Origin of the sequence: Azospirillum lipoferum (assembly GCF_024170005.1) — a bacterium.
Classification (GTDB): domain Bacteria; phylum Pseudomonadota; class Alphaproteobacteria; order Azospirillales; family Azospirillaceae; genus Azospirillum; species Azospirillum lipoferum.
Genome location: NZ_JALJXJ010000008.1, coordinates 361,125 through 388,113, shown reverse-complemented (window position 1 = coordinate 388,113; position 26,989 = coordinate 361,125). Strand labels below are relative to the sequence as shown.

At 68.9% G+C, this 26,989-nt stretch carries 28 protein-coding genes and 1 riboswitch; of the genes, 15 read left to right on the top strand and 13 right to left on the bottom strand.

Annotated features, from left to right (window positions below; translation table 11 throughout):
- Nucleotides 1–142 precede the first annotated feature (142 nt).
- From J2848_RS20100 to J2848_RS20085, 4 genes are all read right to left on the bottom strand, one after another.
- A complete protein-coding gene (locus J2848_RS20100) occupies nt 143–571 on the bottom strand; it encodes a DUF1489 family protein (RefSeq protein WP_149234445.1) in 429 nt (142 codons plus the stop codon).
- 116 nt (nt 572–687) lie between these two features.
- Nucleotides 688–1,713, bottom strand: a complete 1,026-nt coding sequence (locus J2848_RS20095) for a potassium channel family protein (RefSeq protein ID WP_149234446.1) — start codon at nt 1,711–1,713, stop codon at nt 688–690.
- Nucleotides 1,714–1,877: 164 nt separating this feature from the next.
- On the bottom strand, nt 1,878–2,492 hold the full coding sequence (locus J2848_RS20090; protein WP_149234447.1) for a 2-hydroxychromene-2-carboxylate isomerase: 615 nt from the start codon (nt 2,490–2,492) through the stop codon (nt 1,878–1,880).
- A gap of 94 nt (nt 2,493–2,586) precedes the next feature.
- A complete protein-coding gene (locus J2848_RS20085; protein ID WP_149234448.1) occupies nt 2,587–3,300 on the bottom strand; it encodes a response regulator in 714 nt (237 codons plus the stop codon).
- 252 nt (nt 3,301–3,552) lie between these two features.
- Here J2848_RS20085 and J2848_RS20080 point away from each other — a divergent pair, with 252 nt between their 5' ends.
- The 3 genes from J2848_RS20080 to J2848_RS20070 all read left to right on the top strand — a co-directional run bounded on the left by J2848_RS20080 (nt 3,553) and on the right by J2848_RS20070 (nt 6,311).
- Nucleotides 3,553–3,738 (top strand): hypothetical protein, encoded by a 186-nt coding sequence (locus J2848_RS20080; protein ID WP_109052013.1) that lies wholly within the window; start codon nt 3,553–3,555, stop codon nt 3,736–3,738.
- Between the two features lie 23 nt (nt 3,739–3,761).
- Nucleotides 3,762–3,995 (top strand): hypothetical protein, encoded by a 234-nt coding sequence (locus J2848_RS20075; protein ID WP_149234449.1) that lies wholly within the window; start codon nt 3,762–3,764, stop codon nt 3,993–3,995.
- Between the two features lie 93 nt (nt 3,996–4,088).
- Nucleotides 4,089–6,311 carry a hypothetical protein gene (locus tag J2848_RS20070; RefSeq protein ID WP_149234450.1) on the top strand — a complete coding sequence of 741 codons (2,223 nt, stop codon included), beginning with the start codon at nt 4,089–4,091 and terminating at the stop codon, nt 6,309–6,311.
- 43 nt (nt 6,312–6,354) lie between these two features.
- On the opposite strand, the gene J2848_RS20065 is transcribed toward J2848_RS20070, so the two are convergent.
- The 5 genes from J2848_RS20065 to thiO all read right to left on the bottom strand — a co-directional run bounded on the left by J2848_RS20065 (nt 6,355) and on the right by thiO (nt 9,744).
- Nucleotides 6,355–6,828 (bottom strand): hypothetical protein, encoded by a 474-nt coding sequence (locus J2848_RS20065; RefSeq protein WP_149234451.1) that lies wholly within the window; start codon nt 6,826–6,828, stop codon nt 6,355–6,357.
- Nucleotides 6,829–6,857: 29 nt separating this feature from the next.
- Entirely contained in the window at nt 6,858–7,301 is a 444-nt protein-coding gene (locus J2848_RS20060) for a PaaI family thioesterase (RefSeq protein WP_149234452.1), read from the bottom strand.
- 136 nt (nt 7,302–7,437) lie between these two features.
- On the bottom strand, nt 7,438–8,238 hold the full coding sequence (locus tag J2848_RS20055) for a thiazole synthase (protein WP_149234453.1): 801 nt from the start codon (nt 8,236–8,238) through the stop codon (nt 7,438–7,440).
- A gap of 106 nt (nt 8,239–8,344) precedes the next feature.
- On the bottom strand, nt 8,345–8,566 hold the full coding sequence (thiS, locus tag J2848_RS20050) for a sulfur carrier protein ThiS (RefSeq protein WP_149234454.1): 222 nt from the start codon (nt 8,564–8,566) through the stop codon (nt 8,345–8,347).
- The gene (gene thiO / locus J2848_RS20045) at nt 8,563–9,744 is read right to left on the bottom strand and encodes a glycine oxidase ThiO (protein WP_149234455.1); all 1,182 of its coding nucleotides are present in this window, start codon (nt 9,742–9,744) and stop codon (nt 8,563–8,565) included. Before thiO ends, thiS begins: the two co-directional genes overlap by 4 nt.
- Nucleotides 9,736–9,835: riboswitch (TPP riboswitch) on the bottom strand. (Overlaps the previous gene by 9 nt.)
- Nucleotides 9,836–10,075: 240 nt before the next feature.
- Between thiO and J2848_RS20040 the strand changes: the two genes are divergently transcribed.
- Nucleotides 10,076–12,139, top strand: coding sequence for a methyl-accepting chemotaxis protein (locus J2848_RS20040; RefSeq protein ID WP_170307229.1), 2,064 nt, complete (start codon nt 10,076–10,078; stop codon nt 12,137–12,139).
- A gap of 21 nt (nt 12,140–12,160) precedes the next feature.
- On the opposite strand, the gene J2848_RS20035 is transcribed toward J2848_RS20040, so the two are convergent.
- Nucleotides 12,161–13,606 (bottom strand): Y-family DNA polymerase, encoded by a 1,446-nt coding sequence (locus tag J2848_RS20035; RefSeq protein WP_170307230.1) that lies wholly within the window; start codon nt 13,604–13,606, stop codon nt 12,161–12,163.
- 348 nt (nt 13,607–13,954) lie between these two features.
- Between J2848_RS20035 and J2848_RS20030 the strand changes: the two genes are divergently transcribed.
- The 7 genes from J2848_RS20030 (at nt 13,955) to htpG (ending at nt 21,618) form a co-directional block, all read left to right on the top strand.
- Entirely contained in the window at nt 13,955–14,500 is a 546-nt protein-coding gene (locus J2848_RS20030; protein WP_149234457.1) for a hypothetical protein, read from the top strand.
- A 108-nt stretch (nt 14,501–14,608) separates the two neighbouring features.
- Nucleotides 14,609–15,103 carry a HupE/UreJ family protein gene (locus J2848_RS20025; protein ID WP_109048044.1) on the top strand — a complete coding sequence of 165 codons (495 nt, stop codon included), beginning with the start codon at nt 14,609–14,611 and terminating at the stop codon, nt 15,101–15,103.
- A 157-nt stretch (nt 15,104–15,260) separates the two neighbouring features.
- Nucleotides 15,261–16,457, top strand: coding sequence for a TAXI family TRAP transporter solute-binding subunit (locus J2848_RS20020; RefSeq protein WP_246194306.1), 1,197 nt, complete (start codon nt 15,261–15,263; stop codon nt 16,455–16,457).
- Between the two features lie 118 nt (nt 16,458–16,575).
- Nucleotides 16,576–17,037 (top strand): GNAT family N-acetyltransferase, encoded by a 462-nt coding sequence (locus J2848_RS20015; protein ID WP_149234458.1) that lies wholly within the window; start codon nt 16,576–16,578, stop codon nt 17,035–17,037.
- Between the two features lie 110 nt (nt 17,038–17,147).
- Nucleotides 17,148–17,816, top strand: a complete 669-nt coding sequence (locus J2848_RS20010) for a glutathione S-transferase family protein (protein ID WP_149234459.1) — start codon at nt 17,148–17,150, stop codon at nt 17,814–17,816.
- 94 nt (nt 17,817–17,910) lie between these two features.
- Complete coding sequence (locus J2848_RS20005) at nt 17,911–19,551, top strand: hypothetical protein (protein ID WP_149234460.1); 1,641 nt, start codon at nt 17,911–17,913, stop codon at nt 19,549–19,551.
- Between the two features lie 186 nt (nt 19,552–19,737).
- A complete protein-coding gene (gene htpG / locus J2848_RS20000) occupies nt 19,738–21,618 on the top strand; it encodes a molecular chaperone HtpG (RefSeq protein ID WP_149234461.1) in 1,881 nt (626 codons plus the stop codon).
- Nucleotides 21,619–21,680: 62 nt separating this feature from the next.
- On the opposite strand, the gene J2848_RS19995 is transcribed toward htpG, so the two are convergent.
- Nucleotides 21,681–22,838 (bottom strand): sensor histidine kinase, encoded by a 1,158-nt coding sequence (locus tag J2848_RS19995; RefSeq protein ID WP_149234462.1) that lies wholly within the window; start codon nt 22,836–22,838, stop codon nt 21,681–21,683.
- Nucleotides 22,839–23,301: 463 nt separating this feature from the next.
- Here J2848_RS19995 and J2848_RS19990 point away from each other — a divergent pair, with 463 nt between their 5' ends.
- The 4 genes from J2848_RS19990 to J2848_RS19975 all read left to right on the top strand — a co-directional run bounded on the left by J2848_RS19990 (nt 23,302) and on the right by J2848_RS19975 (nt 25,616).
- Nucleotides 23,302–23,733, top strand: coding sequence for a Fur family transcriptional regulator (locus J2848_RS19990; RefSeq protein ID WP_042701979.1), 432 nt, complete (start codon nt 23,302–23,304; stop codon nt 23,731–23,733).
- Between the two features lie 196 nt (nt 23,734–23,929).
- Nucleotides 23,930–24,316 (top strand): hypothetical protein, encoded by a 387-nt coding sequence (locus tag J2848_RS19985; RefSeq protein ID WP_149234463.1) that lies wholly within the window; start codon nt 23,930–23,932, stop codon nt 24,314–24,316.
- A 114-nt stretch (nt 24,317–24,430) separates the two neighbouring features.
- Entirely contained in the window at nt 24,431–25,165 is a 735-nt protein-coding gene (locus tag J2848_RS19980; RefSeq protein ID WP_246194308.1) for an HAD family hydrolase, read from the top strand.
- A gap of 76 nt (nt 25,166–25,241) precedes the next feature.
- On the top strand, nt 25,242–25,616 hold the full coding sequence (locus tag J2848_RS19975) for a response regulator (protein ID WP_149234464.1): 375 nt from the start codon (nt 25,242–25,244) through the stop codon (nt 25,614–25,616).
- Here the strand turns inward: J2848_RS19975 and sigJ are convergent.
- A complete protein-coding gene (sigJ, locus tag J2848_RS19970; RefSeq protein ID WP_149234465.1) occupies nt 25,613–26,494 on the bottom strand; it encodes an RNA polymerase sigma factor SigJ in 882 nt (293 codons plus the stop codon). The genes J2848_RS19975 and sigJ overlap by 4 nt on opposite strands.
- On the bottom strand, nt 26,491–26,943 hold the full coding sequence (locus J2848_RS19965; RefSeq protein WP_149234466.1) for a carboxymuconolactone decarboxylase family protein: 453 nt from the start codon (nt 26,941–26,943) through the stop codon (nt 26,491–26,493). The genes sigJ and J2848_RS19965 overlap by 4 nt, the downstream gene beginning before the upstream one ends.
- Between the last annotated feature and the right edge of the window lie 46 nt (nt 26,944–26,989).

Sequence of the window (26,989 nt, the reverse complement as noted above, 5' to 3'; positions counted from 1 at the left end):
CCGTTTCTCCGCCGGCGCCGCACTGTCGTTCAGCGCCCCGCCGTCGGTGGAGCGGGTTATAGGCGCCCTCCCCCAAAACGCGCAAGAGCTTTTTTCGTCGCCTCCCGCATTTTTATGTTCGCTGAGCCGACTGATGTTTTCGTCAGAGCAGGCCGAGCGCCCGCAGTTCCGCCGCCATCTCGGCCGGCAACTCCTCCCCTGTCCCGCCGACGGCGGAGAGATCAGGAGGAGCGGCCTCGGCCGCCAGGTAACGCCAGCCCTGGAACGGGCGATGCGCGGTCGGAACCGTCTGCACGCGGTCGGCGGCGAGTTGCAGGGTGCAGTAGCTCTCCCCTTCCTCATCGGTATCGGTGTCGATGGCGAGGATCGGCTGGCGCACCAGAACGCTGCCCTTGATGACCCAATAGATCGATCCACCGGCCAGCAGTTCGTCACCACGCTTGGGCAGGCGGCGGGTGTAGACGGGGATACGGGTCTGACCACCGGTGGTTACGGCGCGGCGGTCCTGAAGCTCCGCCAAATGGTCGAGGTCGCGGACGCCGACGGCGAGCTTGATGAGATGGAGAGGCATGGAGGCTGTGTCGTCTCTGACGGTATGAACGGAAGCGCGCCCAGCATAGCGCGCCTCCTGACATAGTGCGTTATGCCGGATTGTCCCGTGAGCTTCGCAGCGGAGGGGAGTAGCCGTCAGAGCGGATCGTTGCGGTCGGATCGTCCGGCCGGCCGGGCATGGCCGATGATGGCGCTGAAGCCGAACAGCAGAAGCAGCACGCCCATGATGATCTCGATGCCGCAGATCAGACGGACCAGCCCGGACACCGGATGGATGTCGCCGTAACCGACGGTGGCGAAGGTCACGATCGAGAAATAGATTCCCTCGGCGAAGGTGATGTCGCGCCGGACGCCTTCGATTACGAAGTTCGGCTCCGCCATGAAGCGGTCCATAATGGTGTAGATGGCGCCGAACAGGATGATGCAGAGCGAATAGAAGGTCAGGAAGGCGAAGGCCGGCAGCACCAGACGCGCCGATTGCTGGAAGAAGCCTTCGAACAGCAGGCCGGCGTCGAGCAGGAAGATGGCAATGTCGCGCGACACCAGGGCGACGATGGCGGCGATGGCCGACATGGCCAGCAGGAAGATCGCGCCGATAGTCTGGGTGTCCATGTCCTGTTCGGGCACCAGGAAGGTCAGGGCGCCGATGCCCCAGACCGGCGCCATCCACAGGAAGACGCGGTCGAAATGGCCGCCCTCGCGCAGCCGCCGCGACATCACGATGCGCCGGATGTCCTCCGCCCGCCACCATGCCCCGCCAAGGAAGGCGACCAGCGGCAGGACGAAGGCGATCGCCTGAATCAGCGGACTGATGTTGTGGAAGTTGCTTTCGGCGAAAAAGACGAAGATGCAGGCATAGACGCCGATGAAGTTGGTCAGCGCCAGGGTGAAGAACTGGCTGCCCGGGAACAGGTAGTGGAAGGCGCCGACCACCAGCCCGACCGATCCGAGCAGGACGAAGGTGAGGTCGCCCGACACCGAGCGGATCGACAGCGCGATCAGGCCGAGCAGCAATGCTGTCAGCAGCGCACCGCCCAGCCAGGACTTCGATGCCCCCCTGCCCCCGTGCGGACCGCCATGACTGCCGTGCGGACCGCCGGGGGGGACTGCCGGGGGCGGGCTGGAGGTCCGGGGACGGCGGTCGGGAACGATCTGATCCATGGGGCGGTCAACCGAAGCGAGAGCAGGCACCGCGGCCGGCGCCCAACCGAAAGTCTTATCCCATGGTTATAGCGGCTAGACCGGACCGACCGTCAGCACTTTCCACCCGCCCGATAAGCAGTTTTGGCTCGCAAGGAGTTTGGAAGGATTCCGCAGGCCCGCCCCTACCAGCCGCCGGTAGCGAGCCAGCGATCGACCATGTCGAGCCGGTCCCAGCCCCAGAAGGGCTCGCCATCGACGATGAAGAAGGGCGAGCCGAACACGCCGCGCTCCACCGCATCGTCAACCTCGCTCCGCAGCCGGTCCTTGACGATCGGATCCTGGATGGCGGCGGTCACGGCGGCACGGTCGATGCCGAGGCTGCCCAGGGTCTTCGCCGCGACCTCCGCCACCGTGTCGGCCGGGCCGATGTCCCGTCCTTCGCCGAAATGGGCGTGGAACAGCGCACGGGCCACCAGCTTGGCCTGTTCCGGATGATGATCGGTCAGCCAATAGAAGGCGCGCGAGGCGGCAACGCCATTGGCCGGAGCCGAATCGGGGAAGGTGAAGGGCGCGCCGGTCAGGCGGGCGATGCGTCCGACGTCATGGGTCAGATACTCGCCGCGCAAGGGCTGCTCCAGATTCGGCTTCATGCCCGTCACCTTGAAGATGGCGCCAAGCAGGACCGGGTGCCAAGTGACGGTGCGGCCGTGCTTCGCCGCCAGTTCGTCGATGCGCAGGCTGGCGAAATAGCCGTAAGGCGAGCCGAAGTCGAAATAGAAATCGATGGGATCAGGCACACGCGTTTCCTCTCCGACAGGTTTTCCGGAGAGGCTAACGCGGGTGTGGAGAGGCGTCTAGCGGTGCGTCCGGGGGATTGCTTCCCACCCCCGGTCAGACCGTACGGACCTTGGCGTCGAAGACGTAGCCGGCACCGCGTTCGGTCTTGATGATGCGGGGTTCCTTCGGGTTCGTCTCGATCTTGCGGCGCAGGCGCAGGATCAGCACGTCGATGGAGCGGTCGAACACCTCCGCCCCGTCGACGCGGGTGAGGTCGAGCAGCTGGTCACGGGTCAGCACCCGCTGCGGCCGCTTGACGAAGGCCGCCAGCAGGCCGAACTCCGCCTTGGTCAGCTCCACCTCGCGCCCCTCCTGCCCGCGCAGGCGCTGGGCGGTGAGGTCGAGTTCCCAATTGGCGAACTGCACGACAGCGCGCAGTTCGTCGGCGTTGCGGGGCGGACGGGCGTCGTTGGAGACGCGGCGCAGCACCGCCTTGATGCGGGCCAGCAGTTCGCGCGGGTTGAAGGGCTTGGTCAGGTAATCGTCGGCACCCAGTTCCAGCCCGACGATACGGTCGACGTCCTGGTCCTTGGAGGACAGGATGATGACGGGGATCTGCGATTCAGTGCGGATCTGGCGGACGAGGCCCAGCCCGTCGCCGTCGGGCAGGCGCAGATCGCAGACCACAAGATCGACAGGCTCGCCATCCAGGGCCTGCCGGGCCGATGCGGTATCCTGCGCCGTCGTGACCCGGTAGCCCTCTCCCGCCAGATATGAGGCCAAAAGCTCCCGAATCGGTTCGTCGTCGTCGACCGCGAGAATGTGCATGCCTGTTACCTCCCCAAACCTTCTTATCTCACGCGCGAGCGCCACGCAATGCGTTACAACCCCGTAACAGCCGCGGCCAATTCGCCGACCGCATGAGTTGGTTGAAACCGCCCGCCGTGCCGGCGACATGAAAATACCCCTGCACAGACATTAACCAGAAACAGTCTGCGGTTTAAATCCCGATCATCGAACAGGGAACGGCTGCCCGGCGAAGGGCGCCGGACCAATGCCGTGATGGGGGAATGCACCGCCATGTCGAACATCGATCATTGCCTGGAGCGTCTGGCCCTGCTCGACCGCGCCGACCGTCTGCTGAACGAGGTGCGCGTCTATGGACAGCATGGCCCGATCCGCGAAACGCTGGCGCAACACCGGCTGCTGCTGGGTGAAGCGAGGCGCCATCTCGACTCGGCGCGTTCGGTCGGACGGCCGGGCTGACGGACTTCGACAAGAGCGCGATCATGCCCGTCCGCAACGCCCCGGCGACGCTGATGCCGCCCCAGCGCGCCGCATCCTGCGCCCCGGCCCATCTCCGGACCGCGAGGCGCCTGCCCGCCGACGGCAACCGCCGTCCGGTGACGGAGCGTTGCAGCCATTATTCGGGCTGCGCGCCGAGCACGATTCAGGTGACGGCCCATAACGCCATGCCGCTGTGGCGCATGATGATGGAACGCTGGCTGGCGGCGGTACCCTGAACTTTCCGGCCCGTCCTGCAAAGCTCTCCCTAATCCCGCCCGAATTCGCACCTATGCCGATGGCCGGGAGTCACAGAACCGGAGAGACCCACCATGACCCGTGCCATCCTTCTCGCCTCCACCGCCCTGCTGATGACGGCCCCGGCTGCCCTGGCTGCCGGGTACGGACCAACCGGCGGGCAGCCGGCCGGCGAGCAAATGGTGGGTGGGCGGCCGGCGGGCGGGCAATTGGCGCTGACGCGGGTCCTGCTGTCGACCGGTGGCGTCGGGTATTTCGAATATGAGGCGACGGTCAGCGGCGATGCCGACCTGTCGCTGGAGGTGCGGCGCGATCAGGTCGACGACGTGCTGAAGAGCATCGTCGTCTATGACGACAAGGGCGGCGTCGGCACCATCGGCCTGCCCGGCGCCGAGCCGCTGGACACCGCTTTCCGCGAGCTGCCCTTCTCGGCGGGCGACCTTTCCTCCCCCGCCGCCTTGCTGAACGCCATGCGCGGGGCCGAGGTGACGTCCGGCGGCTCCCGCCAGCTGACCGGCCGGCTGATGTCGGTGACGGAGGAGACGGTGCGGCTGCCGGGCAACGACGGCACCACCACCACGCGCCACCGGGTAACGCTGATGACCACCGAGGGCCTGCGCCAGCTGGTGCTGGAGGAGGCCGACGCGTTGCGCTTCACCGATCCGGCGGTGCAGGCGCAGATCGACCGGGCGCTGTCGGCGGTGGCGGAGAATGCCCGGCGCGAGCGGCGGCGGCTGACCGTCCACAGCCGGGCGCCCCAAGACAAGACATCGCAGGATGGGCAGGCCGGCGATCGGCGCGTCCGCGTCGGCTATGTCGCGGAGATGCCGCTGTGGAAGGCGACCTACCGGCTCAGCATGGCGCAGAATGGGCAGCCGCAGAACGGACAGCCACCGAACGGGCCGGCGAAGGAGGGCAGCGGCGCCTTGCAGGGCTGGGCGGTGCTGGAGAATCTCAGCGGCGAGGACTGGCAGGGCGTCGATCTGACGGTGGTGTCGGGCAACCCGGTGACCCTGCGTCAGGCGCTCTACACCCCCTACTTCGTCGAGCGGCCGGAGGTGCCGGTGGAGGTGCTGGGCCGGATTCAGCCCACGGCCGACGAGGGCACGGTGACGCTGAACGATGCCCGCCAGGCGATGCGGCCGCAGTCGGAGGCCTCGCGCGCCGGGGCGCCGCCCGCCACGGCGATGGCCGCTCCCCCGCCCCAGGCCACGCCGATGGCGCCGGCCCCCGCACCGATGGCCGAACCGCTGGCGAAGGTGGCGCCCTACGGCAGCGCCGCCGGAACTCCCGCCATGGCCGCGGTAAGCGGTGCCGAGGCCGGGGCGGCGGAGGGTGCCCAGGTGCTGTTCCATTACCCGCAGCCGGTCAGCGTGCCGAATGGCGGGACGTTGATGATGCCGATCGTCGCCCGCGCCCTGCCGGTGGAGCGGGTGGCGCTCTATCAGCCGGGCACCGACGCCCGCCATCCGCTGGCCTCGCTGCGGCTGCGCAACGATGGCGACACCGCCCTGCCGCCGGGGTTGCTGACCTTCTATGACCGCAACGCAGCGGCCAGCGCCTATGTCGGCGACGCCCGCATGGCGACCCTGCCGGCGGGCGACAGCCGGCTGCTGTCCTTCGCCGTCGATCAGGCGGTGACCATCGACCGCGAGGAGAAGCCGAGCCGCCGGCTGTCCCGCGCCACCCTGGCCGACGGCGTGCTGACCCTGTCGGTCACCGACCGGCAGAGCACCCTCTATACGGTGGCCGGCGCCCCGGATGGCGACCGCAGCGTGGTGATCGAGCATCCGCGCCGCCCCGGCTGGGATCTGGCGGTGCCGGCGGAGGGCAAGCCGGAAGTGACCGCGAATGCCTATCGCCTGCCGCTGGCGGTGCCGGCCGGCAAGACGGTGACGCTGACCGCGACGCTGGAACGGCCGCGGCAGGAGCGGATCGTCCTGACCGACCTGACCGCCGACCAGATCGCCGCCCGCGCCTCCGCCCCCGAACTGCCGCCGGAGGTGCGTCAGGCGTTGACCATGCTGGCTGGCCTGCGCACCGCCGTCGCCGAGAAGGAACGCCGCATCGCCGATCTGGAGCGCGAGCGGACCGAACGCATCGCCGACCAGGACCGTCTGCGCGAGAACCTGAAGGCACTGCCGGCGGGCAGCGACCTGCACAAGCGCACCCTGGCGAAGATGGCGGAGGCAGAGACCCGCCTGGAGGCTCTGGCGCGGGACATGGCCACCGCCCGTGCGGAGGCGGAGGCGGCGCGGCAGACGCTGCGGGAGCGGGTGAAGGCTATGACGATCTGAGAAAGTGAGGGGGGCGGGGTTCCGCCCCCCTTCGGTCCAGTTCCTACAGCGTCGCCGCGCTGCAATAGGCCCAATCCTCGCCCTGCAAGCCGAAGAACGCCGCGACCGGCTTGCCGCTGGAGCGGTCGACGACGACACGGAAGCGGCTGCCGGTGCAGGTACCCTGGGTCTGCTTGGCGACGGGAACCTTGACGTGCTTGGACTTCAGGCAGGCATCCGACATCTTCGGCGGGTTGGCCGGGCCGTCCACCTTCTTGCCGTTCAGCACCATGTAATAATTGGTGGCCTGCCCGCCCTTGACGTCGGCCTTCACCTCGATCTTGCCGAAGCGCGACTTGTAGAGGCCGGCATCCTGTTCGCCGTCCGGCGCGCCGTTGGGCAGCGAGCGGAAGGAGATGGCGGCGCAGGACGGCGGGTCCTTGGCCTCCGCCGGGGTGGCAGCCAGCGCGGCGATGCCGCCGGCCAGCAGAAAAGCGGCAGAGAGCAGACGTTGGGAGGGAAGACGGGCAGACAGCATGGAAAAGCCCTTTCGAACCGGTTGGAACGTCATTTCGGCATCACGCAGAAGGCGGTCTGCTGCATCAGGGCGCAGTCCTTCTCGACACCGCCGTCGAGCATCGACACCTCGACCTGGGTGATGACCAGGGTGCGCCCCGGCTTCACCACGCGGGCGCGGGCGATCATCACTTCGCCCTTGGCCGGCGACATCAGGTTGATCTTGAACTCCACCGCCAGCACCTCCGCTCCGGCCGGCATCAGGCTCAGCGCGGCATAGCCGCCGGCATTGTCGGCCAGCGTGCTGACCATGCCGGCATGGAAGAAGCCGTGCTGCTGCGTCAGGTCGACGCGGAACGGCAGCCGCATCTCGCAGAAGCCCGGCTCCATCGCCGCCATTTCGATGCCGAGCGTCCTGCAGATCGGCTGCTGTTCGAAGGACGCGAGGCAGCGCGCCTTCCAGTCGGGGGTGCGGGGTTCGAAGGTGGCGGGCAAAGGAGGGATCTCCGGGAATCGGGGCGGTGCGCCACAGCCTGCGTCAGCCGCCCCGCCGGATCAAGCGGCCGATTGGAGTGCGGGTCACCTTGCCCGCCCCGCTCCACCCGTCAGCCGCCGATATCAACTCCCGACGTCAGCTCCCGATCAGGCCCATCTGCGGGCTGGACGGTTCGGCATAGGCGCGCATCGGCATGCGGCCGGCCAGATGGGCGGCGCGTCCGGCATTGACCGCATCGCGCATCGCTGCCGCCATCCGCACCGGGTCGCGCGCCTTCGACACCGCGGTGTTGAGCAGCACGGCCGAGCAGCCGAGTTCCATCGCCAGCGCCGCGTCGGACGCGGTGCCGATGCCGGCGTCCAGCACCACCGGCACGGGGCTGCGGGCGCAGATCGTCTCGATGGCGTGCGGGTTGCGGATGCCCATGCCCGACCCGATGAAGGCGCCCAGCGGCATCACCGCCGCCGCCCCCAGGTCGGCCAGCTTGCGGCAGGTCACCGGATCGTCGTTGCAGTAGGGCAGCACGACGAAGCCGTCATTCACCAGCTCCTCCGTTGCGCGCAGCAGCTCCTCGACATCGGGATAGAGCAGTTCGCGGTCGCCGATGACCTCCAGCTTGATCCAGGGGGTATCGAGCGCCTCGCGCGACAGCTGGGCGGTCAGCACGGCCTCCTTGGCGGTCATGCAGCCAGCGGTGTTGGGCAGCAGCCCGACCGGGCCGCCCGGCCGCCCGGCGGTGGCGCGGGCCAGCACGTCGACGAGGCTTTCCGAATAGCCGTCCAGGCTGATGCGGCGGATCGCCAGCGTGACCAGCTCGCTGCCGCTGGCTTCCAGCGCGTCGAGCATCACCTGCTGGTTGGGATAACCGGCGGTGCCGAGGAAAAGCCGCGAACCGAGGCTGCGCCCGGCGATGGTGAGAATGTCGGTCTGGGACATGGGGAGAGCCTTTGCAAAGGCCCTCTCCTGCTTCGCACAGCCGGACTTCCGCTTCCCATGTTGCGGGACGTGCGCATCCGGGGCGAGGGAGAGGGAAACGTGACGGTCAGCCGCCCTGGATGGGGCGGACGATTTCCAGGCTGTCGCCGGGTTGGAGCGGGGTCTCGGACCAGCGGCGGCGGGGAACGACCGCGCCGTTCAAGGCAACCGCGACGCCCAGAGCACCGGGAGCGATGCCGCGCCCGGCCAGGAAATCGGCGACGGAGGCGGCGGACAGCGGCTCTTCGCGGCCATTGACGCGGATGGCTTCACGTGAAACGGCGCTCATGCGGCGGCTCCCGCCACAACGAAGCGGTCGGCAGCGAAGGGGCGCAGCAGCGGGTCGGTCTCGCCGGTCAGCACCAGAAGGGCGATGCCGTCGGCGGTCACCGGGGTCAGCAGGATGCCGTTGCGGTGGTGGCCGGTGGCGTGGATCAGGCCGGGGATGCCGCTCTCTCCCAGGATCGGCGCATCGTCGCGGCTGCCGGGACGGAAACCGGCCCAGGCCTCCTCGATCGGCAGCTCGGCGATACCCGGCAGCGCCCGCCAAGCCCCTTCCAGCAACGCGAACTGGCCACCGGCGGTCAGACGGTCGTCGAAGCCGCGCTCCTCCGTCGTGGCGCCGATCAGCAGCCGGCCGTCCAGCCGCGGGATCAGGTAAGTGCCGGGCGTCCACACCACATGGCGCAGCAGCGGCAGGCGGGTGTCCATCCTCAGACAGACCATCTGCCCCTTCACCGGCCGCACCGGCGGCTTCGCGGCGGGCGGCAGTCCCGGCACCCCGGCCGACCAGGCCCCGGCGGCCAGCACCACCCGGTCGGCCCGGTGCAGCGTCTCGGCAACCCGCACACCGACGGCGCGCCCACCCTCCACCGCCAGCGCCACCTCGCCGCACCGCTCATGCAGGCGGGCCCCGGCGGCCTCGGCGGCGCGGCGCAGGGCGGCCGCGACCTTGCGGTTGTCGACCTGATGGTCGCCGGCACAGAACAGGGCACCGGCGACGCCGGGCTGAAGGAAGGGCTCGCGCCGCCGCACCTCGGCGCCGCTCAGCCACTCCACCGGCAGGCCCAGGTCTCGCTGGAAGCCATGCAGAAAACGGACCTTGGCGGCATCGTCGGCAGTCAACGCGATGACCATGGTGCCTTCGGTACGCAGATCGACGGCCATGCCGCTGGCGGCTTCCAGGTCGCGGGCGAAGTCCGGCCACAGCGCCTGCGAAGCGCGGGTCAGCGGCAGCAGCCCGTCCTCCCCCGGTTCGGTCTCGACACAGGCGGCCAGCATGCCGCCGGCGGCGTGGGTGGCGCCGCGCCCGGCCTCCCCCCGCTCGAACAGATCGACCCGGCAGCCGGCCGACACCAGTCTCCAGGCGATGGCGAGGCCGATGCAGCCGGCACCGATGATGGCGACGGAGGGACGGAGTCCGGATTCGGAAACGGAAAATGGATGTGACTTTGGCGCATGGATCATGCGGCGGCTCCCTTCGCTGGAATTACCCAGACAGGTTCGATGGGTGTGTTCTCAGCCGCACGACCACCGCGCGGCACCCCAGGCCTATGGCTTGCCTTATGCCAACCTTTCGCTGGCCCCACAAGCGGAATCGAGTCTCGCCCGTCCCGTCTCCCCGTCCCACCGCTGCGGCCACATGTCACAGCCCAATAGGGAGTCCCCCGGATAAGAAACGCTACCAATCCGCAGCTAAATCATCTGCAAAATGAGCCACGTCGGGGGCACTCGCAGCAATGAACGGGCGCCTTCGGCAAGCAGAATGAACAACAAAGACGACCGAGGATTCGCCAGCATGCTGTCATTCTTCCGTTCGGACTCTCCGACCGCCCCCGTCTCCGGCACCTCGGCCGGCAAGTCCGAACCGGCAGCGCATGCCGCAGGTGGGGCTTCGGATCCGGCGGAACAGCCGATCCGCAGCCTGTGCCTGCCGGCGGCGCAGATCGGTGCCGCGGCGCTGGGCGGGCTGAATTTCGCCGCCGGGGCGCCGGCGCTGGTCGTCGGCTTCGTGTCGCCGCATGTCGATTTCGCCGTTACCGCCCGCGCGGTCCGCTCCGCCCTGCCGCCGGCGACCCAGCTGGTGCTGGTCTCCACCGCGGGTGAGCTGTGCGCGGCCGAAGGCCAGCCGCTCTACCGCAAGGCCGGCGACCGCTGGGACAGCGTGGTACTGCAATCCTTCAGCCCGCGCCTGTTCACCGGGATCAGCGTCCACACGGTCCCGCTGCATTGCGACGACCTGCGCGGCGGACGCCCGACCCGCGACGTTCCGGCCCGGGTGGAGGCGATCCGTGGCGAGCTTGACCGCATCCGCGTCCCCTTCGCCATCGACAGCCACGACACGGTGGCGCTGACCTTCATCGACGGGCTGTCGGCCAGCGAAAGCTGGTTCATGGAGGCAGTCTACCGCTCCGGCCATTTCCCCTGCCTGTTCATCGGCGGTTCGGCCGGCGGCAAGCTCGACTTCCGCAACACCCATCTGTTCGACGGCCAGCGCGTGCTGGAGAACGCGGCGGTGACCATCTTCCTGAAGATGGCACCCGGCATCCGCTACGGCATCTTCAAGTCGCAGAATTTCCGCCCGACCCAGACCCGCTTCGCCGTGGTCGACGCCGACCCGATGCGCCGCATCGTGCGCAGCGTGATCGACCGCGACAGCTTCGAGGTCATCGGCTTCATCGACGCGCTGGCCAAGGCGCTACGCTGCAAGCCGCAGGAACTGCCGGGCAAGCTGGCGAAGAACACCTTCGCCATCGAGATGGAGGGGGAGCTGTTCGTCCGCTCGATCTCCGGCTTCGATTTCGAGAAGGGGGAGGTCGGCTTCTACTGCGACGTCAATCCCGGCGATTCGCTGTGTCTGGTGGAGGCGACCGATTTCGTCCGCCAGACGGAGGACGACCTCGCGGCCTATCTGCGCGGCAAGCCACGCCCCCTCGGCGCCATCCTCAACGACTGCATTCTGCGCCGGCTGAACAACCCGGACCAGCTGTCGCGGGTCCATGCCTTCGACGGGCTGAGCGCCGTCGGCTTCTCCACCTTCGGCGAGCTGCTGGGCATCAACATCAACCAGACCCTGTCGGCGCTGATGTTCTTCGAGGTGCCGCCCGGCACCGGGTTCTCCGACGACATGGTCGACCGCTTCCCGGTGCATTACGCCCGGTTCCAGAGCTACTTCATCGCCACCCGCTACAACCGGCTGGAACTGCTCAGCCGAATCCGCAACAGCGTGATCGAGCGGATGCACAGCTATCTCGACGCGCTGGTGACGCTGAACAGCGGGGTGCAGGAGACCGCCAGCTACGCCGCGCGCATCGGCGGCTCGATGTCGGCGATCGAGACGACGCTGAACCGCCACGCCAGCCTGTTCGACGGCCATGCCGAGCGCAAAGAGGCACTGGTCCGCGAGTTCAACCAGCTGTCCACCGTGGTCAAGAGCATCGAGAAGGTTCTGTCGGTGATCGACGGCATCGCCAGCCAGACCAACCTGTTGGCGCTCAACGCCACCATCGAGGCCGCCCGCGCCGGCGAGGCGGGCAAGGGCTTCGCCGTGGTGGCGTCGGAGGTGCGCAAGCTGGCCAACGACACCAAGCAGACGCTGGCTGATACCCGCCGCGCCATCGATCAGGTGGTGACGTCGGTCCGCTCCGTCGGCGGCCAGCTGGACGACACCAGCGCCCGCATGGACGAGGCCGCCACCGCCTCGCAGGAGTTGCAGACCGACATCCAGGCGGTGATCGACGAGGTGGAAGGCGCCCAGCAAGCCATCGAAGGCCGCCTGTCCGACATGAACGACCATGCCCGCCGCATGGAGGATATCAACCGCTACATCGCCTTCCTGAAGCAGCTCGACCGGGCAGGGTAAGGGGCGCCGCCCCCCGGCATTTCACCCCAAAAACCCGTGCAGGAACCAGCGCGGGTTCTCCTCCGGCTGGTAAAGCCCGGCCCTGAACAGCCAGAACCGCCGGCCGCCGTCATCCTCCACGCGGTAATAATCGCGCATCGCCAGCCCCAGCGACCCTTCCGGACGCCACCATTCGCATTCGATCCGCTCCGGACCCTCGGCCCGGCGCACACGATGCAGCACGCCGCGCCAGACGAACTGCAGCGGCGGGTCGTCAGGCAGCGGGGCGGTAGCCTCCACCGGTTCGGGCGGGGTCAGCAGGCGCAGGGGACGCGGCTGCCCGGCCGGCCAGGGCTTCTGCGCCGGCAGGCTTTCCAGCGGCGGATGCGGCGCGACGCAACGTTCCGGCAGCCAGCTTTCCCGCGGCACCAGCCGCAGCACCGCCCGTTCCCCCAGCCGCAGAGTCAGCCGGTCGACCAGTTCGGCCAGCCCGCTATTGGCGTCCTCGCCGTCGATCCCGGTCTGGATGGCGGACAGCGGTCCCGTCTCCGTCGCCGACAGCACCAGGGTCTCCAGCCCCAGCCCCGGCTCTATACGCTCCAGCAGCGGGGCGAACAGCCGGGCCAGCGCCGCCGGGTCGCGGGTCGGGCGGCTGGTGCCGAGCGACAGGCTCTGCGGCTCGTCGTCCACCCGCTGGTCGGTGCGGTGGGCGTCCAGCCGCAGCCGGCGTGCGCCCTGCCCCGCCGCTTCCAGCCCCTTGCACAGCCGCCCCAGCAGATGGCGCAGCGCCCCGGCGATCGATTCGGGCGTGGCGATCGGTTCGGCGAAGGTCAGGCGCTCGCGGTGGTCCGGAACCGGCCGGCGCGGCGAGATCGGCTCGTCCAGCCGGCCGAAGGCCTGATCGTACCGTTGCAGCAACCTGCCCCCGAACCGCGCGGCGAGCCCGGCCCGCGGCATGGCATGCAGATCGCCGATCCGGCGCAGGCCCAGCGCATGCAGCCCCTCCACCATCTCCGCCGGCAGCCGCAGAGCGGCGAGCGGCAGGCCGTCCAACGCCTCGTGCCGCCTCTCCTCCGGACTGCCGAACCGCACCAACCCCCAGGCGGCGGCCGGGGTATCGGCGACGGCGGCGCGGGCGGCGAAGCCGGCGGCGCGCAGCCGGCCGGTCAGGTCGGCGGCCAGCGCCGGCTCGCCTCCAAACAAATGGGCGCAGCCGGTGATGTCGATCACCACCCCGTCCGGCTCGTCCGCCGCGGTCCAGGGGCTGTAACGCCGCGCCCAGTCGGCGATGCGGCCGAGCAGGAGCGAATCGGCCTCCGGCGTCGCCTCCGCCACCTCCAACGTTGGTTCCAGCGCGCGGGCATCGCTGAGGGTATGGCCGGGCGAGATGCCCCGCCCTGCCGCCGCCCGGTTGACCGCCACCACCATCCGCCGCTGACGCTCCGTCCGCAGCAGGGCGAGGGGGCGGGTACGCAGTTCAGGCGGCATGAGCCGCTCCCGCGCGTCGGTCGGCAGGCGCGGAAGCCACAGGGCGAGGATGCGGCGCTTGGTTCTCTCCCCACCGCGGAATAATCCCCTCTCCCCCCCGGGGAGAGGGTCAGGGTGAGGGGGGCACGCCACGGGACCTTTGCAGAAATCCTGAGATGCATCCCTCTCACCCCGCCCCTCTCCCCGGGGGGGAGAGGGAGATGGGTCCGGGTGTGAGAAGGGATGCGTCATGCGAAACTCGACACCAAAGAACAAACAAAGAACATTCTAGCGCCGGCTTGGCCTTAAAGGGAGTCCCTCCTTTGGGGTCATCTTGCCGAAACGATCAGCAGCACCGACATTCCATCAATGCCCCCACCTCTCCCGCCCCTCGCCACTCGACTGGCTCCGCTCCTTCTCCTGCTGGCGGCAGGCGCCTGCGCACCGTCGGACCTGCGCGACGACACGCCCGGTCGCGCCCAGGCCTTCCCGCCGGTCTACAACCAGACGGTCATTCCAGGAGGCGGGGAGCGGCGAACCTGGAGCCAGATCCAGGCGGAACAGTCGCGTGCCGACTCGAAGCCCGCCACCGCGGCACAGTCCCGGCAGGCCGACGAGCGCCAGATGCGCCGCGACCCGGACAGCACCGACCAACCGCCCCCCAAACGCCGCCGCGGCAGTTCGTCGTCGCCGCCCGACCCCGCCGCCCTGCCCCAGCCGCCGCGCCCGATCCCGGTGCCGCCCCCGCCCTCGTCGCAAAGCGCCACCGACGCCTTCAAGCGTGACCTGATCCGGCCGGAGGTCGACCGCATGCGCACCGACGACGCCATGGGCCGGCTCGACCCGCTGGGCCAGCGCGACCTGATGCGGCGCGAGAACGACCTGCGCCAATTCGGCGACCCGCTGGCGCGGTAGCGGCAACCCCACCTCCACCTTGGCAGCCCCGATCCTGACGGCTTGACCCCGCCCCTGCTCAGCCGCCATACCGGCCCCTGGAGCTGAACGGACGGGGGATGCGGGCGCATGACGACGGTGACGGGGGCCTTCGGCAACGGGCTGACCACGCCGGTATGGGTGCTGCAGCATCTGCTGGGCATCCTCGGCATCGGCATGTGGGCCGGGCAGGCCGGCGGCACCGCGGTCTGGCAGGTGCCGGCCGCCGCCGTGACCGCCGCGCTGGCGGCGGGCTTCGCCGCGCAGATGGGGGTGCGGTTGCCCTATGCCGGGCCGGGACTGGCCGCCTCGCTGGTGGTGGTCGGGTCGCTGGTGGCGCTGGGGGTGCGGGCGCCGGCCGTGGTGGCGGTGCTGGTCGCCGCGGTCGCCGCGGTGTTCCATGGCCATGCCCATCAGGGACCGCCGCTCTACTGGGCCGGATTCGCATCCGGGCTGATGCTGGTCGCCTGCGGCGGGCTGGGTCTGTCCATCGCGGTGACCCAGGCCGAGTCGGACCGGGCGGTGCGTCTGTGTGGCGGTGCGGTAGCAGTCGCCGGCGTTCTCGACCTCGTCGGCGTGATTTGACCGGTTGCGCCTTGAAATGGCCGGGTTGCGCGGAAATCTTTGAAGGCACGCCCTTCCCACTCCGGACGACGGGCCAGACGAACGGAACGATCCGGTGCCCCGCGCAGCCGCCAAAGCCTGCCCTCCCCCGCCGGGGCTCCCCTCACCGGGGCTTCCTATGCATTCCGATGCGGCTTCCCTGACCCGCGGCCATCTGACCCGCCGCCATCTGCTGGGCGGCCTGATGGGCGGGGTGGCCTTGGGCCCTCTGCTGGGTGGCGGTCTGTTCAGTGGCTCTGCCTCCGCCCAGGATCTGCGCTATTTCCGCATCGGCACCGGCACCACCTCCGGCACCTATTTCCCGATCGGCGGGCTGATCGCCAACGCCATCTCCAACCCGCCGGGCTCCCGCCCCTGCGACAAGGGGGGGAGCTGCGGCATCCCCGGCCTGATCGTGGTGGCGCAGGCCAGCAACGGGTCGGTCGACAATGTCGAGATGCTGCGCGCCGGCACGGTGGAGGCAGGATTCGCCCAGGCCGACGTCGCCTATTGGGCCTACAGCGGCACCGGCAGCTTCACCGGCAAGCGCCCCTTCACCGAACTGCGCTCGCTCGGCATGCTCTACGCCGAGGCGATCCAGGTCGTCGTCCGCTCCGACGGCTTCATCGACCGCATGGCCGACCTGAAGGGCCGCAGCATCTCGCTGGGCGAGGAAGGCTCCGGCACGCTGGTGGAGGCACGGCTGATCCTGGACGCCTACGGCCTGTCGGAAAGCACGGTCACCCCGCTCTACCTGAAGCCGGGCACGGCGGCCGACCGGTTGGCGAAGGGCGAGCTGGACGGCTTCTTCATGGTCGGCGGCTATCCGGTGGCGGCGGTCAGCGACGTGGCGGCGCGGGTGCCGATCCGGCTTGTGCCGCTGGACGGCGAACCGGCCGAACGGCTGCTGCGCACCCAGCGCTTCTATATCGAGCACGAAATCCCGGCCAATGCCTATCCCGGTAGCGCCCCCACCCCGACGCTCAGCCTGGGGGCGGAGCTGCTGACCCGCGCCGACCGCGACCCCGACCTGATCTATGGCGTGGTCCGCGCACTGTGGCACGAGAACACCCGCCGCGTCCTGGCCGAGGGGCACCCGCAGGGCCGCAACTTCGACCCCGCCCGCGCGGTTGCCAACGTATCGGTCCCCCTGCATCCGGGGGCAGAGCGCTTTTACCGCGAGGCCGGCCTGATCGGCAACGCAGCCAACGAACCGGTGCGCACGCCGGCCAGCGGGACCGACGCCTCCGCCGCCGGGGACAAGGCCGCGAACGGAAAACCTCCTGCCGAGAAAAGCGCCCCTGGGAAAAGCGCCGGAGACAAGCCGCCGCTCTGAGCGCACCGCTCGCCGGACAGGACGAAAGGACCGTTCCCGCGAAACCCGCCGGTGGAATAGTCTGACCGGTATCCGGTTGATCCTCAGGATCGGGCGCAGCGGACAGAAGGAGACAGGCATGCCGGCCGGGGAAGGGGTGCGCATCGCGATCCGTTCCGCCCATGGCGCCGACTCCGCCCGCTGTGCCGAGATCTTCCTGCACGGCCGCCGACAGGCCTTCTCCTGGCAGCCTGCCGACCGATTCGGGCTGGACGACTATTACGATTGCGTCCGCGAGGATTCGGTGCTGGTGGCCGAGGTGGACGGCGCGGTGGTCGGCTTCGTCTCGCTCGATCCCGCAGCCGGTGTCATCCACAACCTGTTCATCGACCCCGGATGGCACAAGCGCGGCATCGGATCGGCCTTGCTGCGCGAGGCGCTGGGCCTGCTGCAAGGCGGTGCCCGACCGGTCGAACTGGCCTGCGCCGCCCGCAACGCCGCCGCCCGCGCCTTCTACGAGCGCAACGGCTGGACGCCGGTGGGCGAACCGTCGAACCAGCCCGACGCGCTGGTGCTCTACCGCCTGTCGCGGGCGGGGTAGGCAACCTCCCCTTATTCCCGCTTGCCTCGCGAAACTTCCTCCAACGAGACTCTTCGGCTCCGATGCGCAGGCTGTTTTCGTTTACCGCGTTGCGGTAAAGTCGCGCCGCCATGCGAACCCTGTACCACCACCCGATCCACGCCCTGTCGCGCACCGCGCGCGTGATGCTCGCCGAGAAGGGGCTGCCCTTCGAACCCGTGGTCGAAAGGCCCTGGGAATGGCGGACCGACTTCCTGAAGCTGAACCCGGCCGCCGAGGTTCCGGTTCTGGTGGAGGAGGACGGGACGGTCGTCGCCGGCGGCCTCGCCGTCATCGAATATCTGGAGGAGGCCTATCCCGACACTCCCCTGCTGCCGCGGGAAATCGCGGCGCGGGCCGAGGTGCGGCGGGTCGCCGACTGGTTCCTCACCAAATTCGAACGCGAAGTGACCGAGAACCTCGTCGGCGAAAAGCTGATCAAGCGGCTGTCCGGCCAGGGCCATCCCTTCGCGCCGGCTATCCGCGCCGGGCTGGCCAACGTCACCTATCACCTCGACTACATCGCCTTCCTGTCGGAACGCCGGCCCTGGCTGGCCGGGCCGGTCTTCACCCTGGCCGACATCGCCGCCGCGGTGCAGCTGTCCTGCCTGGATTACATCGACAACGTGCCGTGGGACCGCAGCCCGGAGGCCAAGGACTGGTACGCCCGGATCAAGTCGCGCCCCAGCTTCCGCGCGCTGCTGGCCGACAACATCACCGGCTGTCCGCCGCCCAGGCACTATGCCGACCTGGATTTTTAACGCCCTCTTGAGATTTCGCCCATTAGGGGCATGGACCGGCCGAGCGTATCAAGCTTAACGTGCTCTCAAAATTGCAGTTGGGAGTCATTCCTCGATGCGCCTGAGCCGTCTTTCGCCCGTCCCGGCCCTGCCGGTCCGTTCCCTGAAGCCCGCCCTGATCGCCGGCGGCATGCTGGCGCTGGTGGCTGGCTGGTCGCCCGTCCAGGCCGCCCCGGCCGTCGACGATGCCGGCGCCAAGGCGCTCGCCGCGTCGCTGAAGAAGGATCTGCCGCGCTGGTTCCCGCCGCCCACCGAGGATGGCGAGGGCATCGGCTTCGAATGGCAGGGCGAACCGACGGTCAAGCCGGCCGGCGACCATTACGACGTCGCCCTGCCCCGCCTGTCGGCCGAGGATGCCGAAGGCACCCTGTTCGACATCGGCACCATCCTGCTGGCGGTGACGCCGAAGGACGACAGCCAGTACGGCGTGTCGATCACGCTGCCCAGCGCCATGAAGGTGCAGAACCTCGACGACAACGACGAGTATGTCGACGCCGCCACCATCTCCATCGGCAAGCAGTCCTTCACCAGCACCTGGTCGGGCGCGCTGGAGACCCTGCTGGCGGTCGATGGCGCCTTCAACGACATCGCGGTCACCGCCGCCGATGGCAAGGGCAAGGTTTCCATCGCCTCCATGACCATGGTCCAGGATCTGAAACCGGAGGCCGGGACCAACGGCGCCACCCTGTGGAGCGGCCCGGCCGCCTTCGCCTTCGGCGGCCTGTCGGTGCAGGACGAGAAGAAGAAGGAACTGGTGAAGATCGGCGGCGTCACCGCCGAGGCCGCCTATACCCGGGTCGACCTGACCAAGGTCAGCGCGCTGCAGAAGCTGTCGGAACAGACCGCCGCCAAGGGCGTGGCGCCGAGCACTTCCGAGCTGCTGCCGAAGCTTCAGGGCATGTTCGGCGGCGTCACCGGCGCGATGCGCCTGTCCAACCTGTCCTTCGTCAATCCGGAGGACGGCACCCAGGTCTCTCTCGGCCAGCTCGCCTTCCGCAGCGGCCTGACCGATCTCGATCAGGCGCTGTCCACCGTCAGCATGGGCATGGAGGCGCGCGACTTCTCCATGACGCCGTCGCCGGCGCCCGCCGCCTTCACCCCGCGCGCCTTCGAGATGAAGCTGTCGGTCGCCAAGCTGCCGAACAGCGCCCTGTGGAAGGCCTTCACCGAACTGGCCAAGGCCGCCGAGGCGGAAGAGGCTCCGCCGCCGAAGAAGGGCGCCAAGGCCAAGGCCGCCGCCCCCACGCCGCCCTCGTCGGACGTCGTCATGCAGCAGGCGATGGCCGCGATGGGCGAGGCGGGGACGGAACTGCGCATCGACGCTCTGAACCTGGACACCCCGGCGACGGCCGGCACCGCCACCGGCGCGGTCAGGGTCGCCACCCAGGCCGCGTTCGGCGTCACCGGCGGCGCCACCGTCCTGCTGCGCGGCATCGACGCCGCGGTGAAGGCGATGCAGCCGGCCCCCGGCGCCAAGCCCGACAAGGAGACTCAGGATCTGCTGGGCGGTCTGGCGATGATCCAGGCCCTGGGCCAGGCCGGCAAGGACGACACCGGCGCCGACACCCGCACCTACAAGATCGACATCACGGAGGCCGGCCAGCTCCTGCTGAACGGCGCCGACATGACCGCCCTGCTGGCCGGCGGCAGCGAGCCTGCCCCGGCCCCGGCGGAGCAGCCGAAGAAGAAGAAGTAAGGGGTGCGCTGGGCGTGGGGGACCGTTTCCCCCACGCCACCGCCTCCACAACACCCCCACCCGCGACACCTGACCGCACACCTCCCGCGGTTGCACGGCACAAGCCTCTTGAACGGCCGGGACGCTTTCACATATCTCCGCCGTCTTGACGCCACCACCCGTGCAAAAACCAACGAAGGTGCCCCCATGACCGAGGAACGGCTCAGTTTTCAAGCCGAGGTCAGCCGTCTGCTCGACATCGTCGCCCACTCGCTCTACAGCGAGAAGGAAGTGTTCCTGCGCGAACTGGTCTCCAACGCGTCGGACGCCTGCGACCGCCTGCGCTACGCGGCGCTGACCCAGCCCGAACTCTCGGCCGACGATCCGAACCTCAAGGTCCGCCTGCTGGTCGACAAGGACGCGCGGACCCTGACCGTCGCCGACAACGGCATCGGCATGAACCGCGAGGATCTGGTCGAGAATCTCGGCACCATCGCCCGCTCCGGCACCGCCGCCTTCATGAAGTCGCTGGAAGGGGCCGAGAAGGGTGACGGAAAGAAGGACGTCAACCTGATCGGCCAGTTCGGCGTCGGCTTCTATTCCGCCTTCATGGCCGCCGACACGGTCACCGTCCTGACCCGCAAGGCCGGCGAGGCCGCCGGCTGGCGCTGGGAATCCGACGGCAAGGGCGAGTTCACGATCGCCGAGGCCGACGGCCTGCCGCGCGGCACGAAGATCGTCCTGCATCTGCGCGAAGGCGATGACGAGTATCTCGACGAGGCCCGGCTCGGCGGCATCGTCCGCAAATATTCCGACCACATCGCCATCCCGATCCTGTTCGGCGAGGGTGACGACGCCAAGGCGCTGAACAGCGCGTCGGCCCTGTGGACCCGGTCGAAGTCGGAGATCACCGCCGACCAGTACAAGGAATTCTATCACCATGTCGGCCACGCCTTCGACGATCCGTGGCTGACCCTGCACTGGCGGGCCGAAGGGGCACTGGAATACACCAACCTGCTCTATGTGCCCTCGACCAAGCCCTTCGACCTGTTCGACCCCAAGCGCGCCCACCGGGTGAAGCTGTACGTCAAGCGCGTCTTCATCACCGACGCGGCGGAAGGGCTGATCCCGCCCTACCTGCGCTTCCTGCGCGGCGTGGTCGACAGCGAGGATCTGCCGCTGAACATCAGCCGCGAGATGCTCCAGCACAACCCGATGCTGGCCAAGATCAAGGCCGGTATCACCCGGCGCGTCCTGTCGGAGCTGTCGAAGAAGGCCAAGGATACCGAGAACGCGGCCGAGTATGACAGCTTCTGGGAGAACTTCGGCGCGGTGCTGAAGGAAGGCCTCTATGAGGACTATGAGCACCGGGACGAACTGCTGAAGCTGTTGCGCTTCCGCACCACCGCCGGCGACGAGCTGGTGTCGCTGGAGCAGTATGTCGCCCGCATGAAGGACGGCCAGGACGCCATCTACACCATCAGCGGCGACGACATCGACACCCTGCTGCGCAGCCCGCAGCTGGAAGGCTTCAAGGCCAAGGGCGTCGAGGTCCTGCTGCTGACCGACCCGGTGGACGAGTTCTGGATGCCGTCGGTCGGCGTCTATGACGGCAAGCCCTTCAAGTCGGTGACCCGCGGCGGCGCCGACCTCGGCAAGATCAAGGGCGAGGAGGCCGAAAAGCCGGAGGAGAAGACGCCGGAGGGTGAGCTGACCGACCTGCTGGCCCTGCTGAAGCTGACCCTGTCCGACGCGGTGAAGGACGTCCGCAAGTCCGAACGCCTGACCGACAGCGCCGTCTGCCTGGTGGCCGACGACAACGACATGGACATGCATCTGGAGCGCCTGCTGAAGCAGCACAAGCAGCTGAACGGCGAGGTCGGCAAGCGCATCCTGGAGATCAACCCGTCCCACGCCCTGATCAAGCGTCTGGCCGAGCGGGCCAAGGGCAGCGGCGCCACCGACGCGCTGGAGGATGCGGCGTGGCTTCTGCTCGACCAGGCCCGCATCGTCGAGGGCGAGCCCTTGCCCGACCCCGCCGCCTTCGCCCGCCGCCTGGCGAGCGCGATGGAGAAGGGGCTGGCGTAAGGACTCCGCGCATCGCGATAGCTCCCTCTCCCCCCCGGGAGAGGGAGATCTGGGGGGCCATTCTACCCCCGCCTCACCCGCCGGGCCGGGAAGACCAGCGACATGGCGGTGCCCTCGTCGCGGCGGCTGACGACGTCCAGCCGGCCGCCATGCAGTTCGATCAACCGCTTGGTCAGCGGCAGGCCCAGACCGGTGCCGACCTGGGTGCGGGCCAGCGCATTGTCCACCTGCCCCCAGGGCTCCAGCGCCTTGGCAAGCTCCTCCCCGGTCATGCCGATGCCGGTGTCGTGCACGGACAGCCACAAGGCACCGTCCGCCGCCACGCGGCCGCGGAGCGTCACGATCCCGCCGGCGGGCGTGAACTTCACCGCGTTGGACAGCAGGTTCAGCAGCATCTGGCGCAGCTTGCGCTCGTCCGCCCGCAGCGGCGGCAGATCCAGCGGCACCTCGGTGGCGATGCTGACGCCATGGCGCGAGGCCCGTTCGGTCAGCAGCCGCGCCGTGCCGATCGCCACCCGCACCACATCCACCGTCCCGTCCACCAGTTCCAGCCGGTCGGCGTCGGCCTTGGACAGGTCGAGCAGGTCGTTGATCAGTTCCATCAGGTGCCGGCCGCTCTCGGCGATATCGCGGGAGTATTCGCGATAGAGCGGGACGGCGTGCGGCCCCAGCACCTCCTGCTCCAGCAGTTCGGCGAAGCCCATCATCGCGGTCAGCGGCGTGCGGATCTCGTGGCTCATGTTGGCGAGGAAGGCGGTCTTGGCCCGGATCGCCTGTTCGGCTTGCCGGCGCGCCTCGTCCAGCTGGCGGGCGCGCAGTTCCGTCTGTTCGGCCGAGCGCGCCATCAGCCCGGTCACCGTGCCGACGCCGAGATAGCGGCCCTGCTCCACCACCAGAAAACCGGTCACCAGCGCCGCCGGCTTCAGCCGCGCCAGCCGCCGCCCGATCTCCGCCAGCGGAGTCGCCCCGTCGATCAGCAGCGGAAGCGGGTCCATCGCATCGGCGACCGTCAGTACGCCACCCCCCTCCCCTCCACCGTCCGGCAGCAGCCGGCTGCGCTCCAGCATCCCGGCGACATGGCCATCGCCATCGACCACCGGCAGGGCGGCAAGCTCGGGCTGGCGCTGGAAGCGGGCGAGGGCGGCGGCGCAGTCCTGGGACGGGGCCAGTGGCGGAACCGGGACGGCGAGACCGGCGGCGGTGAAGGCGGGTTCGTCCATATGCGGCTCCGCCGTGAACGAAGGGGTGGAAGGATGGGAATCGAACGGCGTCACTGCGGCTTCCCTCCTTCCTGTCGGGGGTGGTCAGGTCCGGCTGGATAATGTCCGGCAAGGACGCCTTACCGGATCGAACGGCGTTCCTCTTGGAAAAACCTAGCAGCGGATTATGAGCAATTGGTTTCTGCCCCACCCCGTCATTTCACCGGACAATAGTCTGAAAGTATTATGCCGTCGGCGAAGGCCGTGCCCTCCGCTCGGCCGTCCGACGGGGGCGTGGGGGTTTGAGAATGCCTCCGAAACACAGTATGATGGTCGGGTATTCGGGGTGCCGCGAACGGCCGGCCGGAGCGGACTGAACAATCAGCGCCGTTGCCGGTCCTTGCTGTTGGCATTCCGGGCATCAGGGAGACCAGAGGGGCGAGCCACCGCCCGTCGAACAAAGACAGGAATACAGGGGATGTCCATGCCCTCGCGCCTCGAAGAATTGTGCGTGAAGAAGGGGTTGAAGATGACCGACCAGCGCCGCGTGATCTCGCGCGTGCTGTCGGAGGCGACGGACCACCCCGATGTGGAGGAGGTGCATCGCCGTGCATCCGCCATCGACCCGCGCATCTCCATCGCCACGGTTTACCGGACGATGCGGTTGTTCGAAGAGGCGCATGTCATCGACCGGCTCGATTTCGGTGACGGCCGCGCCCGCTATGAAGAAACAAGAACCGATCATCACCACCATCTGATCGATGTCGATTCGGGGGAAGTGATCGAGTTCACCAACGATGAAATGGAACGGCTGAAGGAAAGCATAGCCCGCGAATTGGGCTATGACCTGATCGGCCATCGGTTGGAACTGTACGGTGTCCCGCGCAAACGCCGTGCCGACAAATCTGAGTCTTGACTATAAACGGAACTCATTTGCGATGCGCACAAGGGGTGGCGGCCGACTCCCCACCCACCCGGAATCGCCACACGCGGGACGGGCGGGTCAGGCGGACATCGCTTGCGGGGTGCATCGGGTGCCGGTCTGGACCTTGCCGGCCGCTGGCCCAAGGTTAGGCGAGGAGCAAACCTCACTGACCGGAACCGGCCGCACCATGGATGACCGTCCCGACAACCGCCAAGGCCAGCCCCCCCACACCCGGCCCGAAAGCCCGCCCAGCACGGCCGGGCCAGCCGGGACGGTGGCCCCTCAATCCATACAGAGCGCCGACCCCGTCCTGGAGCGGCTGGACCGCCTGTCGGATCTGCTGATGCGCCGCATCGACCGGCTGGAAGAGCGGGTCCGCACTCTGGAGCAGGACAATGGCGAGATCATCAACCTGCTGATCGCCGTCAAGGCCGGGCTGGAGGAAGCGTCGGGCGACCTGATCGCCCAGCTGGAGGAAGCCGACGACAGCGCCGGGCATGATGCAGGCACCGACGATGGCTCCGAAGACGGAGCGCTGTTCGAGGTGCCCTGCGGCCCCACCATGCTGCATTGATCCGGACGCCCCTGTCCGGTGCCGCAGTGGACCGATTGCAGCAGTGGACCGATTGCACAGGGTCGCCTTGAAAGTCCTTGCCCGCCGCACCGCGGCGGCCGGATAACTGCGGTCATGCACACGACGTCATCCCCGCCGCATGGCCTGACCCCGCCTTCGCCGTTCCTGGGGGAGTCGCCCGATTCGCCAAATTCCGGGCCATCGATCGCCGGCTCGCCGATCTCAGGGCCGGCCGGCGTCGCCTTCTTCGACTTCGACGGGACGCTGATCCATGGCGACAGCCTGCCGATGTTCGTCGGCGAGGTGATCGGCCGGCGCCGTGCGGCCCTGGCGCTGGCCGATGCCATCCGTTCGGCCCTGCACCGCCATGTCCGCGGCCGTGGACCGGGCTGCGACTTTCCGGGGTCGGTCAAGGCGATCTACCTGAAGCGCACGTTGCGCGGGCTGCCGGTGGCCGACGCGCTGGCCGCGGCGGAACGCATGGTGCCGCGCGTGCGCTGGCATCAGCCGATGCTGGACGTGCTTAAGGAACACCGCCGCCAGGGCCGCCGCGTGGTGGTCGCGACCGGCGCGCTCGACCTCTACATGCCGGCATTGCTGCACGGGCTGGAGGTCGACGATTTGCTGGCGACCGGCATGGAGGTGGTGGACGGCCGGCTGACCGGCCGGCTCAGCACCGCCAACTGCGTGCGGCTGGACAAGGCGGAGCGGGTGACCGGCTGGATCGCCGGCCACGGCCCGGTCGCTGCCACCTGGGGTTATGGCAACCATCCCAGCGACCTGCCGATGCTGGCCCTGATGCACAAGGGGGAAGTGGTGCGTATTCGACGAAAGTCGAACCGCAGGTAGCAGCCGTTTACAACCCCGCCGCCCGTCCGCATACTCCGTCCGTCCATGACAAAAACATGATGGACGGAGGGGGAACGTGGCTTTCAGCATCGATGCCGACATCCGGATGCCGGGCTATGGCGGGCGCCGGGCAGTGGTCGCCGATGCCGACCGCATCCAGCGCGAGGCGCTGGCCGGCCATCTGTCCGGCCGCGGCTTTCAGGTTTCGCAGACCGACGACGCGCTGGACGCGCTGACCATCATCGGTGCGGAGGCGCCGATGGTGGCCCTGCTGCCGCTGGATCATGAGGGGGACGACGGCGACCGTGCCGCGGCGCTGGCGGCCATGCTCTATCCGCAGACGCGCATCCTGATGACCGGTCCGCGCATGCCGAACCTGCCCTTCCCCATCCTGCCCCGCCCGGTCGACCTGACCGCGCTGGACCGCTGGCTGGACGAGGCGACGGCTTAAAAGACGGCAACATGCTCCAGCTTCTGTGGGTTGGCGATCTGGTAGACCCGCAGGATCCTTCCATCGGCGATGTCGAAGGCCAGCACGCTGCGGAACGCCCCGCCCAGTTCGGACAGCAGCCCCGGCCCGCCATTCACCCGCACCGGGGTGAAAGCGAAGCTGACGCCGCGCTTGCGCTGGACGCCCACCAGGAAACGGGCGATGCGGTCGGCGCCGAACAGCGGGTTGACCACCGTCCGCACCATCCCGCCGCCGTCGCCCAGCCACTGGGCGTCGTCGGACAGCAGGGCGACGATGGCGGCATAATCACGCCGCACGCTGGCCTCGGCGAAGGCCGTGGCCAGACGCCGCCCGGTATCCCGATCGGTCAGCGCTGCGGACGGCTCGGCCATACGGGCACGGGCGCGCCGCATGATCTGGCGGCAGGCGTCGACCGACTTGCCGAGAATCGCCGCGATCTCCGCATAGTCCAGATCCATCGCCTCGCGCAGGACGAAGACCGCACGCTGGTCCGGCGCCAGCCGTTCCAGCAGCAGGAGCATCGCCAGCGATACCGACTCGGGCTCCGCTCCGTCGTCCGCCTCGGCGTCCCAGCCGGCGACCTCCGGTTCGGGAAGCCAAAGCCCGTAATAGCGTTCCCGTGCAACCCGGGCGGAACGCAGCCGGTCGAGCGCCAGCCGGGTCACCAGGGTGGTGAGATAGGCGGGGGCCGACCCGACACTGCCGGGCGCCACCGTCGACCAGCGCAGCCAGGCGTCCTGCAGCGTGTCCTCCGCCTCCGCCACCGAGCCAAGCAGCCGGTAGGCCAGGGCGCGCAGCCGCGCCCGCTCGCCCGCGAAAGCGGCGAGCGCGGTGTCCGGGTCGGCCAGCGCCGTCACGCCGCCATCCCGACGGCGGTGCCCTCGATATGCTGGGCGATGCCGATGCGGTTCCAGGCGTTGATCTGCGCCGCCGTCACCGTCAGTTGGGCAATCTGCTCGGCGTTGAAATGGCGTTGCAGCTCCCGGTACGCGTCGTCGATGCGGTCATGCTGGGTGCGGGTCAGCGCCTCGGCCCAGGCGAAGGCGGCGCGCTCGTCCGGCAGGAACAGCTCCGACCGCTCCCACTCGGCAAGGGCGGCGATGCGCTGTTCCGACTGGCCGTCGTGGCGGGCTTCCTTGCTGTGCAAGTCGATGCAATAGGTGCAGCCGTTGATCTGCGATACGCGCAGGTCGATCAAGTGAATCAGCCCGGTCGGCAGGCCGCTGCCGCGAATAGCCTTGGAGGCGGCATACAGCGTGGCGAACAGGGACGGCGCGTCGGCGGCGACGGTGAAACGGAAAGCCATGGTGGTCATCCTCGTCTGGAGTGTCATCGCCCCCATGACGGGACAT

Excerpts from the sequence above, each read along its gene's own strand:
- htpG (WP_149234461.1), top strand. The coding sequence starts at position 19,738 with ATGACCGAGGAACGGCTCAGTTTTCAAGCCGAGGTCAGCCGTCTGCTC.
- J2848_RS19990 (WP_042701979.1), top strand. The coding sequence starts at position 23,302 with ATGCCCTCGCGCCTCGAAGAATTGTGCGTGAAGAAGGGGTTGAAGATG.
- J2848_RS19980 (WP_246194308.1), top strand. The coding sequence starts at position 24,431 with ATGCACACGACGTCATCCCCGCCGCATGGCCTGACCCCGCCTTCGCCG.
- J2848_RS20070 (WP_149234450.1), top strand. The coding sequence starts at position 4,089 with ATGACCCGTGCCATCCTTCTCGCCTCCACCGCCCTGCTGATGACGGCC.
- J2848_RS20100 (WP_149234445.1), bottom strand. The coding sequence starts at position 571 with ATGCCTCTCCATCTCATCAAGCTCGCCGTCGGCGTCCGCGACCTCGAC.
- J2848_RS20075 (WP_149234449.1), top strand. The coding sequence starts at position 3,762 with ATGCCCGTCCGCAACGCCCCGGCGACGCTGATGCCGCCCCAGCGCGCC.
- thiS (WP_149234454.1), bottom strand. The coding sequence starts at position 8,566 with ATGAGCGCCGTTTCACGTGAAGCCATCCGCGTCAATGGCCGCGAAGAG.
- J2848_RS20015 (WP_149234458.1), top strand. The coding sequence starts at position 16,576 with ATGCCGGCCGGGGAAGGGGTGCGCATCGCGATCCGTTCCGCCCATGGC.
- J2848_RS20065 (WP_149234451.1), bottom strand. The coding sequence starts at position 6,828 with ATGCTGTCTGCCCGTCTTCCCTCCCAACGTCTGCTCTCTGCCGCTTTT.
- J2848_RS20035 (WP_170307230.1), bottom strand. The coding sequence starts at position 13,606 with ATGCCGCCTGAACTGCGTACCCGCCCCCTCGCCCTGCTGCGGACGGAG.
- J2848_RS20085 (WP_149234448.1), bottom strand. The coding sequence starts at position 3,300 with ATGCACATTCTCGCGGTCGACGACGACGAACCGATTCGGGAGCTTTTG.
- J2848_RS20005 (WP_149234460.1), top strand. The coding sequence starts at position 17,911 with ATGCGCCTGAGCCGTCTTTCGCCCGTCCCGGCCCTGCCGGTCCGTTCC.
- J2848_RS20080 (WP_109052013.1), top strand. The coding sequence starts at position 3,553 with ATGTCGAACATCGATCATTGCCTGGAGCGTCTGGCCCTGCTCGACCGC.
- J2848_RS20055 (WP_149234453.1), bottom strand. The coding sequence starts at position 8,238 with ATGTCCCAGACCGACATTCTCACCATCGCCGGGCGCAGCCTCGGTTCG.
- J2848_RS20025 (WP_109048044.1), top strand. The coding sequence starts at position 14,609 with ATGACGACGGTGACGGGGGCCTTCGGCAACGGGCTGACCACGCCGGTA.
- J2848_RS20095 (WP_149234446.1), bottom strand. The coding sequence starts at position 1,713 with ATGGATCAGATCGTTCCCGACCGCCGTCCCCGGACCTCCAGCCCGCCC.
- J2848_RS19985 (WP_149234463.1), top strand. The coding sequence starts at position 23,930 with ATGGATGACCGTCCCGACAACCGCCAAGGCCAGCCCCCCCACACCCGG.
- J2848_RS19965 (WP_149234466.1), bottom strand. The coding sequence starts at position 26,943 with ATGGCTTTCCGTTTCACCGTCGCCGCCGACGCGCCGTCCCTGTTCGCC.
- thiO (WP_149234455.1), bottom strand. The coding sequence starts at position 9,744 with ATGATCCATGCGCCAAAGTCACATCCATTTTCCGTTTCCGAATCCGGA.
- J2848_RS19995 (WP_149234462.1), bottom strand. The coding sequence starts at position 22,838 with ATGGACGAACCCGCCTTCACCGCCGCCGGTCTCGCCGTCCCGGTTCCG.
- J2848_RS20020 (WP_246194306.1), top strand. The coding sequence starts at position 15,261 with ATGCATTCCGATGCGGCTTCCCTGACCCGCGGCCATCTGACCCGCCGC.
- J2848_RS20010 (WP_149234459.1), top strand. The coding sequence starts at position 17,148 with ATGCGAACCCTGTACCACCACCCGATCCACGCCCTGTCGCGCACCGCG.
- J2848_RS20040 (WP_170307229.1), top strand. The coding sequence starts at position 10,076 with ATGCTGTCATTCTTCCGTTCGGACTCTCCGACCGCCCCCGTCTCCGGC.
- J2848_RS20030 (WP_149234457.1), top strand. The coding sequence starts at position 13,955 with ATGCCCCCACCTCTCCCGCCCCTCGCCACTCGACTGGCTCCGCTCCTT.